8 protein-coding genes are annotated in these 19,744 nt (G+C 46.2%); 5 read left to right on the top strand and 3 right to left on the bottom strand.

Going from position 1 to position 19,744, the window contains the following annotated elements:
• Positions 1–53 precede the first annotated feature (53 nt).
• Both AAC052_RS26805 and AAC052_RS26800 read right to left on the bottom strand, forming a co-directional pair.
• Positions 54–305 carry a hypothetical protein gene (locus tag AAC052_RS26805; RefSeq protein WP_339816211.1) on the bottom strand — a complete coding sequence of 84 codons (252 nt, stop codon included), beginning with the start codon at positions 303–305 and terminating at the stop codon, positions 54–56.
• Positions 306–439: 134 nt separating this feature from the next.
• Positions 440–2,461: a tetratricopeptide repeat protein gene (locus tag AAC052_RS26800; RefSeq protein WP_339816210.1), complete on the bottom strand. Its 2,022-nt coding sequence runs from the start codon at positions 2,459–2,461 to the stop codon at positions 440–442.
• Positions 2,462–2,756: 295 nt separating this feature from the next.
• On the opposite strand from AAC052_RS26800, the gene AAC052_RS26795 reads away from it, so the two are divergent.
• Positions 2,757–8,051, top strand: coding sequence for a T9SS type A sorting domain-containing protein (locus AAC052_RS26795; RefSeq protein WP_339816209.1), 5,295 nt, complete (start codon positions 2,757–2,759; stop codon positions 8,049–8,051).
• A 339-nt stretch (positions 8,052–8,390) separates the two neighbouring features.
• Here AAC052_RS26795 and AAC052_RS26790 read toward each other — a convergent pair whose 3' ends face one another.
• Positions 8,391–14,177, bottom strand: coding sequence for an Ig-like domain-containing protein (locus AAC052_RS26790; protein ID WP_339816208.1), 5,787 nt, complete (start codon positions 14,175–14,177; stop codon positions 8,391–8,393).
• 253 nt (positions 14,178–14,430) lie between these two features.
• Here AAC052_RS26790 and AAC052_RS26785 point away from each other — a divergent pair, with 253 nt between their 5' ends.
• The 4 genes from AAC052_RS26785 (at position 14,431) to AAC052_RS26770 (ending at position 19,665) form a co-directional block, all read left to right on the top strand.
• A complete protein-coding gene (locus AAC052_RS26785) occupies positions 14,431–17,550 on the top strand; it encodes a histidine kinase dimerization/phosphoacceptor domain -containing protein (protein WP_339816207.1) in 3,120 nt (1,039 codons plus the stop codon).
• Complete coding sequence (locus AAC052_RS26780; RefSeq protein ID WP_317491796.1) at positions 17,547–18,245, top strand: response regulator transcription factor; 699 nt, start codon at positions 17,547–17,549, stop codon at positions 18,243–18,245. The genes AAC052_RS26785 and AAC052_RS26780 overlap by 4 nt, the downstream gene beginning before the upstream one ends.
• Before the next feature lie 86 nt (positions 18,246–18,331).
• On the top strand, positions 18,332–18,952 hold the full coding sequence (locus tag AAC052_RS26775) for a TatD family hydrolase (protein ID WP_339816206.1): 621 nt from the start codon (positions 18,332–18,334) through the stop codon (positions 18,950–18,952).
• Entirely contained in the window at positions 18,949–19,665 is a 717-nt protein-coding gene (locus AAC052_RS26770) for a tRNA threonylcarbamoyladenosine dehydratase (RefSeq protein WP_339816205.1), read from the top strand. Before AAC052_RS26775 ends, AAC052_RS26770 begins: the two co-directional genes overlap by 4 nt.
• Positions 19,666–19,744 lie beyond the last annotated feature (79 nt).

Here is a 19,744-nt window from a genome sequence, read left to right as displayed (position 1 = left end):
CGATGGTGATGAGGTTATCACATGCAATCTGAAAACGCTCTTCGCAATAATTTCTAAGCCACCTTCGATTCCGAATACAAATCATAGGCCGCTATTAGCGATTCGTTGCTGCTTGCGCCGGGATATCTTTCGTAGGTCTGTATTTTCTCCCGGGCCTCGGCATATACTGGCAGATACTTCGAGTCCAGTTCGTCCCAAATGATGAGCATATAGGTATAACTCAGCTTGCTGTTCCGGCCGGCTTCCAGCCAATCGTTAAAGAGGTTTTCATCGAGTGATTGTGGAAAATCTGAGCCTTCGAACATTGTCTAAAAGTGTATCTGCTAGTGATAGTGCCGGCAAGTTAGCAAGTAATGCGATAACCTCACCCATCCTTCATGCCCTCTTCCTCAACTTCGACATGTACCAGATATTCCGATAAGGTGTCTGCAATTTGACATTAGTATGCAAGCAAAAAGTCCCTGATACTCTCTTCGGGCGTCAGAGATATCTTTTTCTTCACTCTGTTGATATTCTTTTTGACGGTTGAAAGGGCCAGGTTGCTGGCATTAGCGATCTGCTTGTTATCCATGCCAACTTTTATATAAGCACACAGCTTAAGATCATTGACCGACATATCAGAAAACCTGTCCTTGAGCTTATGGAAGAAGTCGGGGTGCACCTGTTCAAACTGATGGATAAAGCTGTTCCAGGTTTCATTGTCGTTGACGTTGGTTTCTACGAATCTTTTCAGCTGCCTCAAATCTTCCTTTAGGCTGTCTTTGGCATGACTGTGTATGTCATCCAGCCTCTCCCCTATATTGGACAGAATATTGTTTTTTTCATGGTTGATCATGGCTGTGGCCGCCAGCTCCCGGTCTTTTAGAAAGATCGTTTCACGAAGCAACCTCCTTTCGGTCTCCTGATTTTTCTGATCTTTTTCTCTTAATGCTAACAGTTCCTCATTCTTTGCCCGCAGCTCTTCGTTTTTGGCTTCAATGGTTTCGTTTTTATGCTCAAGCAAGCGATGGTCTCGTTTTTTATTGGAATATAGTCTGTAAATAAGGATGAGAATGATAAGTAACAGTGTGGCGCCTGACGTTGCGGACAACCGGATCCAGCGTTCTCGCTCCAGTTGTTGTTCATAGGTTAGCTGTATCCGTTCCCGCTCTGCTGCCTCTTGTCGTTCTTTCATTTCAAGGTAATCTCTATATTCGATGCGGGCCATTTCATAAGATTTCTCTTTGTCATAAAGAGAATCCTGGCTTGTCTTAAACTTCTCCAGATATCTAAGGGCCTCCGATGGACGTCCCTGTTGTTTATTCGTGTGATAGAGCACCTCGTATACCTGCGAAACGGCCTCGGGGTTGGGAGAATTGCCGACCTTTTCCAACGCATCAAGAGCGGTGTAATTAGCCAATTCATATTTTTCCTGTTCAAGATAGATGGCGGACAAACCCGCAGCACTTATGAATGACAGTCCTACGAAATTCTTCCCATAGGTCTCAATCGATTTTTTATATGCTTCAATGGCCCGGATATAATTTTTCTGCTTCTTCATGACCCGCCCCTCAACAGCGTAAATACGGCCCAGATAGTGAGATGAATTATTGTCTTGCGCCATTTTTTTTGTCTTTTCAACATAGTATATGGCACTGTCAGGCTGGTCGGTGGTGTAAAAAAGCTGGGCCATTTTAACGTAAAGGGCCATCAGATCGACAGGGTTTTCGGAAGACTGATAATATGTTTTTGCTTTTCGAAGCATGGATGCGGCAGAATCGTAAACTCCTAGCCTGATGTACAGGCCCGACATGCGTGTTTGCAGAACAGCGATCATTTTCTGGTTGTCGGCTTGTCTGAAAACATCTTTGGCTTTGTAGAAATAATCAAGTGCCTTTAACCTGCTTTTGTTGTCAGCTTCCAGAAGTGCCATATTTAGGTAATTGTAACCAACGCCCAATGTGTCATTGGCTTTTTGAGCTGCCTCCAGACTCTTTTGGTGGTAAGTTATCGCTGAATCGATCTCTTTTCTTTGCCTGGCGATTAGGGCCAGGTTGTTATAGTTATAGGAGAGCCCTTGCTGATCACCCCAAGACTTATAAATGCTAACGCTTCTGTGATGGACAGCTTCTGCTGAATCCATCTGGCCGACCCTGTAGTAGGCAATACCCAGGTCATTTATCCCTTTGGCCAGCTTCAGGGCAAGTTCTTTGTTTTCGGGAACAGGGATTGACTTAAGTTTACTGTAATATTCAATGGCTTTGCTGTTGTCTCCTTTTGATAAGTAGAGATCACCCCGTAGAAGGTCAACCTCGAAATTTCCCACCTGGGCGTCTTCCAGCCGTTCAAGTTCTGCTGCTGCCTCGTCAAATTGCTCATTCCGTATTAGCGAGTCTATCCGTCTTAGTTCCAAAGAAGGGGACTGTGCAACAACGATATAGCTGAGCAATACGAATACTGGTGTCAATTTATAACGGGTCATTAAGCAAATGTACAAGTTTAGCCCTTGGTTCCTTTGTTGACCATTGATGAATGCCTGAAAAATCATGCGTAGAACGAACCGACTACATGCCCCCTGAGCTGAATTTGTACGTTTTTTTGATTGTCACCCATTTGCCACCCTCTTAAAAAGAAGCTATCGGGTCACCCGCATACTAGATTTGGTATGTAGTTCAGCAAGGCAGTTATCACATCGGTTTTTCTAAGCAATTGAGGTTCCGAATGAGTGGTGGGGTTATAACCGATCTGCCCTTTTTAATTAGCATAACCAAATGATTATGACAAGACATTTTTTATCCATTGTATTAGTAATAATGACCAATTGCCTTTGGGCGCAGGAAACAATTACTCCAAGTCCCTCAATGGTATTTGACGCCAATCCCGGCTCTGCCGATGGCGGGGCGGCCAATATTACCTCCGTAGACGACCGGGTTTACTACGAGGCGAATGGCACTTTGTGGATGTACGATGGCAGCAGTTCAGCTGCAACTGTTAATCTGGGCGGCGCCACTTATCAATATATCGCAGGCCAATTAGCTGGAAACATCTACTTCGTTGCCTCGACATCCGGAACAGGCTCAGAACTATTCCGACACGATGGAACGACCACCTCCCTCGTTGCCGATATCAATCCTGCAGGCGACAGCCAGATTGCTCCGCAGGAATATGCCACACTCGGCGGAAAGCTGTATTTCGTTGCTGACGACGGCAGTGAAGGTAGTGAAGTATGGAAGACTGATGGCACAAGCACCTCACGGGTGACGGACATAGCCTCAGGAAGTGGGGCGTCTGATCCTCAGAGCTTAACGGTGCTCGGCAATACATTATACTTCACAGCTATAGAAAGTGCGAACCGGGAGCTCTACTCCTATGATGGCTTGTCTCTTTCTCTAATAAATAATTCTGATGGAAGCGGCTATACTTCGGTACCCGATAAAACATCGTTCAGCATAAGCGACTATCATGATAAGCTGTACTTTACTGCTTATGACGTAGCTAATGGACATGATCTTTGGAGATACGATGGCACCCATGTAGCCTGGTTCAACAACGACAAATCAGGAAGCGACTCCAAGCCTCGTCAGCTGATTGTGGCAGGAGCCAAGCTTTTCTGGCTAGCCGATGGCGCAACTGCTTCAGACGCTCTTTACGAATACGACGAATCTGCCATTACCATTCATGAATCTACCAACGTGAGCGACTGGGGACAGCTTAGCGCCTACGGTGACCAGCTCTTATTTTCCTATTACATCATTCCAGCTGGCCAGCACCACCTGGTAACCCTGAATGGAGGTTCTTTTTTTACCATCGTTTCTTCCACCGGAAGTTTCAAATCCTATGTCAGGGTCGGAAAGTATGTGTACTACAATCTCGAGCTGGATCCAGGTGTAAGCTACCAGCTGGGGGTAGAAGAAATTGATGGCACTTTTTCGGAAACAGTGGATGTAAATGCAGACGGCGACGATCTCATTGCCAACCTGTCGCTTCATCATTCCACCCTCTTTTTTGAGGGATACGATGGTACTAACGGGAAGGAACTATGGAAACTAAGGACTACCAATTTCTTACCGGAAATTGTCAATGCTATTCCTGACACATCCCTGATCATTCTCGAAGGGAACGTGGAATTTGACCTGACGACTGTTTTCAGCGATGCCGATCAGGATGACCTGACCTTCTCGGCCTTAACAGCGGGGTCGGGTGTGCTGGACGCTTCAGTATCAGGTGACTATCTGGTGCTGGATTTAATTGAAGTGGGTACAGCCACGGTCTCGGTCACTGCCACCGATGCCTTGGGGGGCGAAACAAGCTTCGATTTTATCGTTGATGTGATCAATCCCTACATCAACTATTCGGGAGCGTTTGAAGAAAGTGGCGTTAATGATGGATCGGTAACCGGAGAGATTCAAATAGCGCTCACAGGAGACACATTTGTGAATGGCGGAGGGGTGTTGACAGAAGGCACTCACTTTACTATCGATAATCTACCAAATGAGTTCACTCCTAGCCTGGTTGTTTCGGCAGAAGGCGATGCTGCAATACTCACCTTGAGCGGACAAGCCGTTGACCACGATGCAACGAACAGTATCGACGGGCTGGTTTTTACATTTACTGACGCAGCCTTCACCAGTTCATTAGCCGCCAATGTAACTAATGCAGTGAGTTTTGATAGCGGGGAAGGCATCACTTTTGACGTGTATCCGGCTGCCACAATCTATTTTCACATTCAGGGCATCACCAGACCAAAAGGTGCCGAGCCCGTCATCTACTCACTGGAATACATTTTTCAAAATCCTGGAGGTTCACCCACCACGGTGACTGCTACTTCCTCAGATGAAGCAGTGGCAACAACGTCCGTCATTGATTTGGGCAATCCTGTTGACATTCGCTATGACCTGAAAGTAACGCCACTGGCACCAGGTACGAGTACGATAACAGTTAGTGTGACCACGGAGGCAGGAGCAACTACAAGCCAGGCTTTTGATATCAATGTTATTGAGTCCTATCTTACTTTTTCTCCCAAAGTCTCATTGCTGGATGATTTAACACTGACCGACGAAGGGAAAAGAACTTTTCCTTACTTCGGCAGCCCCTATTTTTCTCCGGATGGAAACAAAATTATTAGACAGGCACCATTAAAACTGGCTTTTCAGTTGGAGCTCAATGTTGAAAGCGACATCACTTATGGTGCTACCAATAGTGAAGAGGTTCCCCCTCAACCGCTGACACCAATAGCTACAGAGTATAGTTTTGGCTACCTGACTCATGGTAACTCTAATGACATCACATTCAATGCCGATGGAACCAGGGCATATATATCAGAGCAAGGAGGCCCTTTACTGCAATTCTTACTGTCAGTTCCTTTTGACCTCAGATCGGAAAGTGCACTGGAAGCATCCATTACCCCTGCGTTGGACGGAGACCTGGGGAATATGGAATTAAGTGCGGACGGTAATTACCTGTTTTACTATGCCTATAGCAATAAAGAAATTCAGCAGTTGGAATTAACAGCGCCCTATGATATCAGCGGTGGGCTCACAAAAGTAGCTGCATTCGCTGTCGACAGCCTGACAAGTCCTGCCAGCTTCGGCTTTAACCCCGATGGATCTATGGTTTATATAGTAGACGAAACAGACTATACGGTTAGCTACTACTCACTGGCCGCCGCATACGACTTAACAACAGCGCCCGAATACCTGGGCAAATACCAATTTGACATCTCTGAATTGAAAAGCTCTCCTACGTCTGAGTTTTACCTTTTAGGGGTGTATTGGAGCAAGGACGGAAAAAAATTGTACACTGAAACATGGGAAGATGGGGTGACTTCTCTGCAGCAATATGCTGTATCGGGAGGAATAACGGTATTTAACGAAATAGCAGGGAACGCTGGTGAAGTGGATGGTGAAATGCTGGTCACTTCAAAAGCAAGCAAATTTGTGAATGCCGGAGGCGCCCTAGAAGAAGGTACCCACTTCACGATAGAAAATCTACCAGAGGGCCTCCATCCAGTCGGCAATGTAGGCATAGATGGCTATCAGATGGCCCTCACATTTACTGGCGCTGCTGCAGACCATGATGTGCTGGACAATGTAAGTGATCTGCAGGTTACCTTTACTGACGTCGCATTTGAGTCCGGTACAGTCTCCGATTTCGCCAATGCTGTCGCTGCAAGCACTGGCTTCGGCATCGAGTTTATTTCCAGTCCCAAACCAGGGATAGCAAAAAAAATAAGCGACACGACAGTTTACGTAGCTTCGACTCCAATACAATACATGTCTGGCGACTATTTCAGCTCGGGAGAAGCGCTCACTTACGATGTCTCGTCGGCCAACAGTGCTGTTGCAACTGCTATTCAGGCAGACGGAGTGTTATCAGTCAACGTGCTTGCAGCCGGGAGCACTTTAATCACGGTAACAGCTATCGGGGAAAGCCATGGCACCGCCTCACAGACCTTTACAGTTACCGGCATGAGCCCTTACCTGGTATTCGGTGAAGACGATGGCACTGGCACGCTCACAGGCGGCTTTACCGAAACTGAGGAAGACAATGGTACCCTTACCGGAAGCATTGCTATCTCTGTTGTCGGTGGTCAGTTTGTTAATGCGGGTGCCGCTCTCGAAAATGGAGTTCACTTTTCCATGAGCAACCTGCCGGAGGGCCTCAGCCCTATCATATCAGTCAACACAACGGGGGATAAGGCTATACTGACGCTCGGCGGACAGGCCGCAAGCCATGATCCAGCCAATGATGTAGCCAACCTGCAAATCACTTTCACCGACGCTGCATTTGCAACGGGTGATGCTTCGGTATTCGTTAATGCCGTCGAAGCAAACACCGGACTTGGTATCGGCTTCATAGCCATCCCAATCCCCGAAATCACAAAAACATTTGCAGATACAACAGCGTATGTGACGGCTGAACTTCAGTTTGACCTTGGCGACTATTTTAGTTTAGGAGAAGCGCTCACTTACGATGTCTCGTCGGCCAACAGTGCTGTTGCAACTGCTATTCAGGCAGACGGAGTGTTATCAGTCAACGTGCTTGCAGCCGGGAGCACTTTAATCACGGTAACAGCTATCGGGGAAAGCCATGGCACCGCCTCACAGACCTTTACAGTTACCGGCATGAGCCCTTACCTGGTATTCGGTGAAGACGATGGCACTGGCACGCTCACAGGCGGCTTTACCGAAACTGAGGAAGACAATGGTACCCTTACCGGAAGCATTGCTATCTCTGTTGTCGGTGGTCAGTTTGTTAATGCGGGTGCCGCTCTCGAAAATGGAGTTCACTTTTCCATGAGCAACCTGCCGGAGGGCCTCAGCCCTATCATATCACTCAACACAACGGGTGATAAGGCTGTACTGACGCTGGGCGGACAGGCAGCAAGCCATGACCTAGCCGATGATGTAGCCAACCTGCAGGTCACATTCACCGACGTTGCATTTGCAACGGGTGATGCTTCTATATTCACCAATGCCATCGGAGTAACCACTGGATTTGGCGTGGCGTTTATAGAAACTGTTGCTCCGGTGCGAGATGTTGAGGACATTAAAGTAGGCCCTCCAGGCAAAGGAGGAGGAGTTATAACGATCTCGTTGTCAGAGGTTTTTCCTGACGCTGTAACCCTGCACTTTTCTATTCATTCGAGTAACCAGTCGGTGGCCACCGCCAAAATAGTGGGAACAGACATCATTATAACTCCTGTAGGCGCAGGTGTAACCACCATTACTGTGGTAGCGACCAGGACTTCGGCCTCTGGAAGAACACAAAGTCAGATGATTGAATTTAATGTGGAAGTTGCTGCTGAAGTATTGGGAACTGGCGAAGAGCTAGCTGTGAGGCCTAAAATTTACCCCAACCCTACTACGGAAACATTCAATGTTGACTTTGACAAGGAGTACAGAAATATAACCGTACAGATAAGCGATGTAGCCGGCCAGCTGATTTTCAGCTCGTTTTACGGCAGTACCGCAAGGGTCGAGTGCTCAATTCAAGCCGAGCCAGGCACCTACATTTTGATCATCCGGGGCGATCATGTGCCATTGTCAAGCTATCGAATAATTAAAAAATAACTTTTTAGGCATCTTAATCTCCTATCAAAACCAAAGGATCATTCAAGTGCTTCAAGCATTCCAAGCATTCCAAGCATTACACATAGAAATGACGTCATTTACGCTTATGTTGATTCCCCGGATATACCATGTCGCAAAGAGAAAACACTTAATTGACAAGGCTGTAAGTATTTCATCCTGAATGCTTTTATCCGAGTTCGGCATCCTCCAACATTTGTTTTTTCTGGCAATAAAAGCGCATGTAAGCCCGCTGCCAACTCTTCACCAGATTCCACAAAAAAACCGGGCGATCACAAACCCGGCATTTTCATGGCACTGCGTACATTGGCGACAGTTGGGTCAATTCGTTTTGACGACCCTCCTGACAGTTCGTTGTTGTGAGTTATTAGTAATTTCCAGTAGGTACATGGCCTGAGGCAATGATCCCAGGTCGATAGTAATTTGATCGATAAACGCTGTATTGCTCACTACATCACCTGACAGGCTTAGTAGCCTTACTGTCATTTGGCCCATGCCGGCAATGTTTATATGGTCTTGTGCAGGGTTTGGATAGATGGAAAGGGCTATTTCATCTTCCACTCCCAGCACTTCTTCGATGGCAAAGGTGATGCCGTTCTCACCAACGGCTGCAGAGATCACTATTGGGGTTCCAGCTTCATCCATCGTGAAGGTAGAGCCTTCCAGGTTGAGGTCAACTCCATCTACCCCTAGGACAAGTTGATAGCTGCCAGCGGGAATTCCAGTGATTTCAAAATCACCATTTGCATCCGTTTGTACCGAGGTCATCACCTCCTGATCTAAAACCCTGATTAACATGACGGTTACTCCTTCCAAAGGATTTCCTTCAAGCACCCTTCCCTGAACAATTCTTCCGCCATTTGTACTTTGAACCACACGACCAGACACCCGTCCATTTCCATTCAGTTTTACGTCGGGCGAATTGGGTACCATCTGAATAGTATGAATATTGTCATAAAACACTACTCTGGATTTATCCAGACGATTGGTATTTCCAAGATATGTCCGGTAATATTTATTGAAATCATTTGGAAACACCGATAGAAAGTACTCCCCGGTTTCCAAAGCAAGGCTATAGTTACCTGAAGCATCCGGCGTGACTGAAACAGATTTCGGGCCATCGAATGAAAACGCATTCACAGTACCGTTGGTAAATGGATTGCCATTTTCGTCCAGAACTTTACCAGAAATCTTAAAAGGTTTGTTGTGTCGCTCCTTCTGCCACTTCAAACGTGGATAGCTATTCCATACATATTCCCATGTGTTGGTAAAATCCCAACCAGCTACAGTGTAGGTAGCGAGGGTTTTCATCTGAGATGTGGTTAAACCTGAACCACCTAATGCACTAGTTTCTAGCCCACTCCATTCTTTATCCCAAAACGAGTTATTTACTTCAGCTACAGTTATTTCGAGTGAAGGATCAGCCGTAGATGTCCCAGACTTTAATAAGCCTCCAAGAGGCCCTGACGTGCTACTTATTGTTCCAGCATAGAAAGAATTATTAATTTTTGATCCATCAAGTAATTCTACAACCAAACCTCCAATGCCAAAAATTGTTCCATCAGGTGCACTGTAGTTACCTAACGAATAGCTATCCGTAATCAACGGAGCTCGTCCTCCTCCTGCATCATTGGCACTATGAATCAAGCCGCCTACTGAAAGAGTAGGAATCGGTCCTGTAAACACTTCTATATCTGTAAATGAATTCGCTATAACGGAAAGACCTTCAGCACTGCCTACCAGTCCACCTACATTTGCGGGACCCTTAATATTTCCAGTAACAAAACAATTTTCAATTCTTGTATTGGTTGCTTCAACAGATAGTCCTGCCCCTGAATACACGTTGACACCCTGATAGGCTTGAATATTTATTGCTGTGAGCGAGATATTTTTAAGAATAGCTCCATTGGTATATATAAATAATCCAACCAGTCCTATATCCCCATATAAAGTCCCTCTTTGAATTTCCGGGACGATATTTGTCAATCCTTGAATCTCAAATCCCTGGCCATCATAAACACCATAAAAGGAACTAATTGGGTTGTAGCTAGCATTACTCATCAATATATCGGCTGTTTGCCGAAAATGCGCTCTAACGTCCTCTGTGTTACTACTTATTTTTCTTAAGTCAGATTCTGTTGCGATCAGGTAGGGATCGGCTTCCGTGCCTGATCCGCCGCTGTATTTCTGATTGAACACGAAAGAAGCAGACGCACCTTGATTGCCATTTCCAGCTGCATCCACCGCTACGTTTTCGGCCAGGCTCAACGTCACGGTGCCTGGCGTTGTTGGGGTGATGTCAGCCGTATACTCAGCATTGCTTCCTGTGAAGTTTGAAGCTTCTGCATTCGAGACCGAAATATCTTCCACAGTAAACCCAGACACCACTTCATTAAAAGTAAACGTAAATTTGATCGGGTTTTTACTATTAACCGGTGCTGCAGGAGTGCCACTGATTATCACCGTAGGACGTGTGTTATCAAACAAGATCGACTTTGCCACGCCATCAACATTGGCATTACCAGCGAGGTCTGCAAACCCTTTCACCGTCACCGAGATAGTACCTGCCTCCTGAGGGGTTAATAGCACGGTGTAGATTGACGTTGAAGAAGCAGTAATGGTGCCAGGTGCAGCGCCTGCTATAGTAAAATTATCGGCAGTCAATCCACTTATAGGTTCGTTGAAGTTGAGGGTGAGCGTGAAAGGATCAGTCGTATTTACTGCATTCGGTCCGTCAATGGTTAATGTCGGAGCCACATTGTCATAAGTGATAGCGAAGGCCCCGGTATTGGTAAGAGGGTTTCCGGCCACATCTGTTACTGAGGCATCTTTCAGCGCAATGGTCAGCTCTCCGTTGGCAGCCGGTGCAATGGTCGTGGAAAAAGTGATGTTATCTTCAGTTGAGGGTTGTGCGGTGACTGTAAAATTATTAGCCGCAATATCATCCATTGCAAATCCCGTTACGGCTTCACTGAAAGTAAAGGTGACCGGGATGGGGTTCATTTTGGTAGGGCTGCTTGCACTGGAGCTGATGGTGACCGTTGGACCGACATTGTCTACTGCTATGGAGAATGTGGTCTCGGCATTTTCATTTCCTGCAGCATCCGCCACTGCGCCAGCCGGTATGGTAATGGTGACCCCCTCACTGCCCGTAAGAGCTATATCTACCCGATAACGAGTAGATCCGAAGATCGACTCTGACCTGAAATTAGACTTGGTTCCATTGGTAACGGTGATGTCATTGATATCAAAAAGGGATGCCGATTCTGTAATGATAAAATTAGCTGTAAAGTTACCGCTAACGGCCGTAAGCGGCTGGCTGGCATCATTGAACAGATTGAAAACCGGCAGCTGATCATCAAAAGTAACAGCCAAAGTGTTGGATGCCGTATTGGTATTGCCGGCAGCATCCTGAACTTTTCCTGCTGCCAAAGCAATCGTCATTTCCACTCCGGCAGTAGATGTGCTTCCTTCGGCCGGAGGATTCGGAGTTACTTCCAGGCTGTAAACCCCGACACCGGTTGTATTAATGCCTGAGGCAGTCCCGCCGGTGACAGTGAAATCTCCAGGGGCAATTGGGTCCATGGCTTCAGAAAAAGTGACAGTTGCTACAATTGGACTGGTGGCAGTGGCCGCTGACTGAGTACTGATTTCAACAGTAGGCTGTGTGATGTCATAAGTCATTTCGAACACGTCGGAACCTAAGGCATTTGTATTGCCGGCAATGTCTTCTACGGCATCCGCCAGAAGTTGAATCGTAACCAACCCCTCATTTGCGGGAGTAATATTGACGGTAAATGTGATATTGTCTTCACTCGAAGGTAATCCTTCTATTGTACCATTGCCAACCGTAAAATCATCTGCAGCCAGCTCTCTTATTTTCTCATCAAAAACAATTTCAATGGCCATTGGAGCAGTGTTGGTCGTACTTTGGCCTGTTGTTGAAATAGAGCTAACCGACGGGCCAGTGATATCATAGGAGATAGTCACGCTGCCTTCCTGGTTCGGATTTCCCGCCTGGTCGAATGCTGCTCCAGCCGGAATGGTAATGGTGATCTCCTGATCGATGCTCTCGTTTTGAAGAGGCACCGCAAGCATATAAAAGTTTACTCCTGACTCCTGCACTTCAGAAAGACCGGTGGTGCCTACGTTTCCGTCAATCGTTATCTCCCCCAGGGTAAGGCCTGTGGCTTCTTCGGTGAAAAAAATATTGACGATAAGAGGTGAAATATTCACAGGATCAGTGAATGGTGCCAGTCCGTCGAGGTTGGCATTATCAAAAAATATTTGCGGACCTGTAAGATCAATTGTGAGCAGAGCTGTTGCTTCGTCACTCTCATTCAAACCATCTGTTGCAATAGCGCTGACAGTATACTCAGCTTCAGCCAAACTGGAAAGTGTATTATCAGCCAAAGTCCAGGTACCATCGCCATGGTTGGTTGCTTCATTGGTCTCGTCACCTACCGTTACCATAATGGTTGCCGCATTGTCGTCAATGGTACCGGTTAAGGCCGGTGTCTGGTCATTGGTCACCAGGGCGTCAATAGTTACCACAGGCGCTGTTCCGTCATACACGATATTGAACTCTTCGGCAGCAGTGTTTGCGTTGCTCCCCAGATCCTGCGCAACAGCGGCAGCAATGTTCACAGTTACGGTTCCATCAGCTGTTGGAGTGATATCCGCCGTAAATGTGGTATTGTCTGAAGTAGCAAAATTGCCTGCTGCTCCGTTCGCCACAGCAATATCTCCAATGACAAAGCCGGTTACTTCCTCGCTGAATGTTATTGTAATTGCAAAAGGGCTGTTATTCGTAATTTCACCTTCGTTAGAAGTAATCGCCACCGTTGGCGCTGATAGATCAGGCAATGCCTGCTCAAACACCTTTACCTGACCAGCATTCACACCACCTGTAACATTATTGGGTGCTCCCACCGCTACGAAGGCACCGTCGGCTGAAATACTGACTGCCGTTCCGGCACCGTCACCGGCGGCATCACCTGTCAGGTCCACATCCACTTTTTCCCAGGTTGCCCCGGTATAAGCGTATACTTCTGCACGCCCCCCTTCGCTGCCAGTTACGTTTGCACTCGCACCAATTGCAATATGAGAGCCGTCGCCCGAGAGGCTGATCGAACTACCAAAGCCGTCCGTGTCGTTGGCTGAATTGATCACCCCAATGGATGACCAGCTTGTGCTGAAATCGAATAGCTCCACATAAGAGGTACCACCAAAAAACTTGGTGACACCTACTGCCAGGCGGGTACCGTCATCAGACAGGCTCACCTCGTCCCCAAAACTATCATACTCAGCGACTCCGTTCAACGTACCGGTGTTACTGTAATTCGTTGTGTTCCAGCTATAACTTGTTACCTGCCCAACGATCAGCTCACCTCCCGAGCCGTTTTTCGATGGCGCACCTACTGCCAGCACGCTACCGTCAAGGTTAAGGCTAACGGCCGTTCCAAACCCTTCAAAGTCGGTTGCTCCATTCAAATCTTCCCTGCTGCTTAGAGAGGAACCATTCCAGTCATAAACTCTTACCCGCCCTCTTGAATCTCCTCCTGCGGCACTGATGGGGGCGCCCACCGCAATCACAGAACCATCTCCTGAAATACTTATTGCATAGCCAAAATTATCTCCCGCAGCCTCAGCTTCAACTGTCGTTTCGAGCGACCAGTCGCTTAGAAGTCCATCCCAGGAGTATATTTTCATCTGACCGGAATTGGAAAATTCTCCAAAAGTGGAGGCGCTGTGCGGAGCACCAATCGCCAACAAGGTACCGTCATCGCTAAGGCTCACGCTTGCTCCAAACGACGCCCCATCCTCGGTGCCGTTGATCGTAGACCCCATTTGTATCCACGAACCACTTTGCATTGCATAAACCTTCACCAGACCCCGTGTAGAGAAAGAACTCCCCCCTGCATCAGCACTTGGCGCTCCCACCGCAACAATGGTTCCATCGGCTGATATGCTCAGCATGGCACCCAGACCATCTCCATCTGCACTGCCTACGATATCGCCGCCCAGTTGCGACCAGGCAGTTTGAGCAGATACGGTGTGAAGGTTTACAAGGAAAAAACAAACGGCAACAATTCTAGCTAACTTCATATACAAGTACATTAAACCCAAAATGAATCAGTCACCAATTACTATCGCTTCCATGAAGCGTTCAAATATGTGTGGTGAACAACCAAAATTTGTATGAGTTTGACGAGCCAGAATCAGTAACGCCGACAATTCACCGTAGCAACACCAAAAAATGAACCCACAAAAAAATGGAAGCAAGTCCTAAGAAGATTAAGACATTTTGCCTCGAATTGGGGATATTTATGCCGTGGTAAGAAGACTGTGATTTATTGGAATGAACCTATTCACAAAGCTGGTTTTTTTTGGAATTATTTGTGGTTGCTGGACTTTTGCAAATGCCCAGGATTATTCCATTAACAAGGTGATCTTGAGCGTTGAGGGCGGTCTTCTGGATAGAAATATGCAGGATACCTATGTGGATAGCAGGGGGTTTACCTGGTTCGGCATGACCACCGGCCTTACTCGTTATGACGGCCACAACATGGCATCATTCACGATGGAAGAAGGCCATTTGCTTTACAGCAGTGTAGGAGAAATAAACGAAGACGTTCATGGGAACTTGTGGCTGCTACACTCCGTCCCCCCAAATCACAAGGTCATCAGCCTCGGCATTTTCAATCCCTTTACCAATAAGAGCATTCCCCTCAGTGAATACTTGCAACGACCGCTTCCCTTCCAAATTGAAGAGCTGGCGTGGGTGTCAAGTGGTACGGAAGCAGGAGACATACTCCTTTTCACTGCTGATAATGCTGTTTTTCTTTACGATGGTGATTCATTGCACAGTGCGCCCATTAGCGTGCTTGACCATGGAATATCGAACGGATATGTCCGTAATGAGCACATATGGGTCTTTGGCCAATCGACCCTGACCAAAATCAATCGGACAGGAGAAGTAGTAAAGGAACTGCCAAGAGTTGGTGCTGACAATCGGTTTTGGGTCGGGATTGATTCGGACGGTCAATTAATATCAGCCAAAAACAAGACCGACTCACTGGAATCTTATCTGGTATATCGTGATGAGCAGCCCATCGATTTTTTACCCAACGGGGATTACTTCAACTATAGGGTATTTGGAGTGGACGTTTATAACCGTCGCATTTGGACGGAGCAAAAATCATCGCAAATGATTTGTGTTTACACCTTTGACGGCCAACTTCTTGCCACGAAACAACAAGACGGAGAAATTGTAGATCCTTATTTTCCGTCACCGTGGATGGATCGTCTTGGAAATTACTGGATGAAGCAGAGCGGCAATATTTTCCGTTTTACACTTATAGAATCAAATATAAAGACCTTCCTGACTGATACAGAGAGTTACGGAACCCAGGGATATAACGCACGTGGTATGAAAGTTATCAGGGACACACTCTACGTAAATGGATTAGGACACACTTATGCAATTGATCTGGAAACAGGAAATAAAACTCCTATCATATCGGGCACACCATATTACTACAAGGCGCCAGAAACGGAAGAAACTGACCTTATTAACGAAGTAAAACGACACGCATTTTGGCTGGATCAGGACGAGAAGCTTTGGTTTACTGATGAGGGGCATCGGGTGTCGTGGTTTAAACCAAGCAATAGAAACACCAAAGACTACTACTATGCTTCAGAGACTAATTTACGTGCAGAATACCCAAGACTTCACTGGAGCATTTTCAGAGACAGGCATGGGAAACTGTGGGTAGGCCATGCTCAGGGTATTTCATTTTTGAATTCGCAGGACAGCCTTCAAGTTTTCAACGACTACAATCAATTTTCTCTCCTTGAAAAGTCCACTGTGTATCATTTTCATGAACGGGGCGATAGCATATGGTTGGCTACGAGCACCGGCCTGTATCTCCTTGATTCGCAAAAAGGAGTAATAGACCGATATCATCGTGAAGGATCTGAGGGGCGTATTATCCCCCACGACCATATTGCTCATATCAATGAATTTGAGCCTGGTGTGCTTTGGCTCGCTTCCAAGGGTGGCGGGATTATTCGCCTGGATATCAGTAATGGCAGCTACAAGCAGTATACCACTAAAGATGGTCTAACGCACAATGAGACTTATGCCATTTACCGGGATGATTATGGATACCTCTGGGTAAGTAGCGCAAGGGGTATCATGCAAATTAATGAGCAAAATTTCAGCATCAACAGTTACTTCGAATCGGATGGGCTTGCACACGATGAATGTAATACAATATCACATTACCAGTCAGAAGACGGGCGGCTATTTTTTGGAGGCATTAATGGTGTGAATATGTTGAATCCCAAGGATTTTCTCATCGACGCTACACCTTCCAGATTATATGTTACATCATTCAGCAAACAGTCAAAATCGGATGGGTCCTTTATTGAAGCAGTCGAAGATTTCATAAATGATGAAAATACCATCCATGTGTATCCGTCCGATCTGGCGTTTCAATTAGGTTATTCAATCATTGACTATAAAAGTGAAAAAATCCAATATGCCTACAAAATTGAAAATTTCGATCAACAATGGACATATACTGATAAACCCGAGATTAGTATCAGGTCTCTCCCCTATGGAAAATACACGCTCGTGCTGACTGGCCGTGGTACTGCTCACCGAACTGCCGAGGAACTGAGAATTCCGATCATAATATACAAGCCGTTTTATCAGGAGACTTGGTTCCTTGTCGTCGTATTGATGCTCGGGGCAATGGCCGTTGGATTTTTTATCCGTATACGGGAACACAACTTGCAACAAAGTAAAAAGCTGCTCGAAAACCTTGTAGAAGAAAGAACACAACAGTTAAAACATGAAAAAACTGAGGTGCTCAAACAACTGCATGAAAAAGAATTGCTGCGGCAGGAGGTACACCACAGGGTAAAGAATAACCTTACCTTTTTGAAGAGCATGTTGTATCTTCAGTCAAAATCAACCAACAGCGGGGAGGTGAAAATTATCCTCGACGAGTGTCAGGCAAGGATTGAAACCATGGCCCTCGTACACCAAAACCTGTACGATGTTGATAACGTGACTGAGGTGGATTTTAAATCGTTTATGCGTGAACTCTTCGTAGAATTGCAAAAGCTGTTTGATCTGGGCGACTCAGTTGAAATGGACATAGAATCTGAAGACATCAAGCTGGACATGAAGTTGTCGGTTTTCCTGGGCCTGATTCTAAATGAGTTGATTACAAATTCATTCAAGTACGCATTTGCCAACGCAACTACCGGCAAAATCAGCCTCAAAATCAACCAAAAAGAGAACAGCATTGACGTTGCATATGGCGACAGCGGAAACGGCCTTCAAGACGGCTTCGATACGAAGACTTCGCAAGGGTTCGGCTTCCGAATCATCAATATTTTGGTGAACCAGATAGACGCCACGATGACCTATAAGGCAAAAACGTTTCTATTAACTATTCCAAAATGAGCTCCCAGTTTCACATTTTAATCGTAGAAGACAATTTGATGATTGCCGAAATGGCAAAGCAAATGCTCCTGGAGTTGGGATACTCTGTGGTAGGCGTTGCCAAAAATTACGCAGAAACCAATAGATACCTGGAGCAATCACGACCAATCGACGTAGCTATTCTGGACATCAATCTCAGCGACGAAAAAAGCGGAATTGATGTAGGTGTGCTACTTAGAGACAAGTACAAAATTCCATTTGTTTACTTAACTTCTTATACCGACCCGCAAACAATTAAGGCAGCAGTTAGCACCGCTCCGTCAGCCTATCTGATCAAGCCTTTTTCAAAAAGCGATCTCTTCGCTTCTATCGAAATTATAAGGAGCAAAAGAATTGAAGACAGTAGAGTCATTCTCGTTCGCAACCTAAATGAAAGTGTAAAAGTCGAGGCCAGCGATATCCTTTACGTTGAATCGGATAACAACTATATAGATATACATACCACGTTAAAAAAATATACTCACAGGCAGTCGCTGGAGGGGTTTCTGGAAGAAATTCAATCTGCTAACTTTGTCCGAGTTCACCGATCTTTTGTTGTCAACCTGGCAAAAGTTGAAGCAGTTAATGGCAGATACGTAGTGGTGAACAGCGAGAAAATTGCATTGTCAAGAACCTATAAAAACGAGTTAATAGAGTTGTTTTCAAAAAAAATGTAATCACTGCAAATGGTCACAACTGGCTGACTTAAATGGGCTCTACACCTTTCCAAAACAATCACTTCCTCGACTTCCATACCCACAGTATGAGGCAAGCAGATCGTGCTGATGTGATGGAAATTGTTTCTCTTCATCTGGGCCAAAGTAAGCCACACCAATACTTCACAGTGGGTCTGCACCCCTGGTGGACAGCGCAGCCGACGACTCCCGAACAAAGAACGGAGTTGGAAGGGCTGCTGGCCGATAGCTACTGCCTTGCCATGGGCGAAATGGGACTGGATAATCTTAAAGGCCCCGCAATAGAAGTTCAAATGGACATCCTCAGAAGCCAGTTGAAGGTCGCTGATGAAATGAAGAAACCCGTCATTATCCATTGCGTTAGGGCCTTTGGTCAGCTCAGTGAAATCAAGAAAGAGTTTCCTGGTATTGAGAAATGGTGTGTGCATGGCTATGGCCGTCATGCTACACTGGCAAAGCAGCTGATCGATCAGGGGTTTTACCTCTCGCTCATGCCGGGCCTCCCTCCTGCTAAATACATGGACCTGTTTGAGTCTTTACCTATCGATCACCTATTTTTGGAAACGGATAGTATGCCTGGTATCAGCATTATTGATGTGTATGGAACTGTGGCTGGATTGATTGAAATAGAGATGTCTGAACTTCAGCGACAGATGAACAGCAACGCTAGAACTTTTTTCGGAATATGAGTGATTGGTTAGAAAGAACCGAGCTATTGATTGGTAAAGAAGCTTTAGACAAACTAAAGAATGCCCACGTGCTCGTTGTTGGATTGGGTGGCGTGGGCAGCTATGCGGCAGAAACACTGGTACGGGCTGGCTTGGGCAACATTACCATCATTGATGGCGACGATGTAGACCCTACCAATAAAAACAGGCAGCTCCAGGCACTGAACTCCACTGTCGGCAAACAGAAAGCTTACGTACTTAGGGATCGTTTTCTGGACATTAATCCTGACCTGCAGGTTCAGGTAGTCGACAACTTCATGGAGCCGGATGTCATGCACGATTTTCTGTTGAAGAATCATTTTGATTTTGCCATGGACTGCATCGACAGCATCGTTCCGAAGATGTCGATGATATTGACATTGAAACGGATGAAGCTCAAATTCATTTCGTCGATGGGTGCCGGCGGCAAGCTGGATCCATCCAAAATACGACTTGCTGATATCAGCAAAACCCGGGAGTGCAAGTTTGCACAGCAAGTTAGAAAGAACCTGAAAGGAAAAGGCGTAACCAAAGGGGTGTTATGTGTCTATTCTGAAGAGGTACAGCCCGCACATTCCCTAAAGCTTACTGATGGTACAAAATACAAGAAGTCGTTTTATGGAACCATTTCCTATATGCCAGCCATGTTTGGCATGACCATGGCCGCTGAGGTGATCAGGCGGCTGACGGTTTAGGGGGCGACGATGAGTAAAGAGGTCGCTCTGTCCGCTTGCACAGAGCGACCTCTTTACTCCAGAAGTTCTCCGATCTTCG

Origin of the sequence: uncultured Imperialibacter sp. (assembly GCF_963974565.1) — a bacterium.
In the GTDB taxonomy this organism is placed as follows: Bacteria; Bacteroidota; Bacteroidia; order Cytophagales; family Cyclobacteriaceae; genus Imperialibacter; species Imperialibacter roseus.
Note: the sequence above shows the minus strand (reverse complement) of the source record. Positions and strands in the feature narration are given on the sequence as shown.

Excerpts from the sequence above, each read along its gene's own strand:
- AAC052_RS26805 (WP_339816211.1), bottom strand. The coding sequence starts at position 305 with ATGTTCGAAGGCTCAGATTTTCCACAATCACTCGATGAAAACCTCTTT.
- AAC052_RS26800 (WP_339816210.1), bottom strand. The coding sequence starts at position 2,461 with ATGACCCGTTATAAATTGACACCAGTATTCGTATTGCTCAGCTATATC.
- AAC052_RS26795 (WP_339816209.1), top strand. The coding sequence starts at position 2,757 with ATGACAAGACATTTTTTATCCATTGTATTAGTAATAATGACCAATTGC.
- AAC052_RS26790 (WP_339816208.1), bottom strand. The coding sequence starts at position 14,177 with ATGAAGTTAGCTAGAATTGTTGCCGTTTGTTTTTTCCTTGTAAACCTT.
- AAC052_RS26785 (WP_339816207.1), top strand. The coding sequence starts at position 14,431 with ATGAACCTATTCACAAAGCTGGTTTTTTTTGGAATTATTTGTGGTTGC.
- AAC052_RS26780 (WP_317491796.1), top strand. The coding sequence starts at position 17,547 with ATGAGCTCCCAGTTTCACATTTTAATCGTAGAAGACAATTTGATGATT.
- AAC052_RS26775 (WP_339816206.1), top strand. The coding sequence starts at position 18,332 with ATGAGGCAAGCAGATCGTGCTGATGTGATGGAAATTGTTTCTCTTCAT.
- AAC052_RS26770 (WP_339816205.1), top strand. The coding sequence starts at position 18,949 with ATGAGTGATTGGTTAGAAAGAACCGAGCTATTGATTGGTAAAGAAGCT.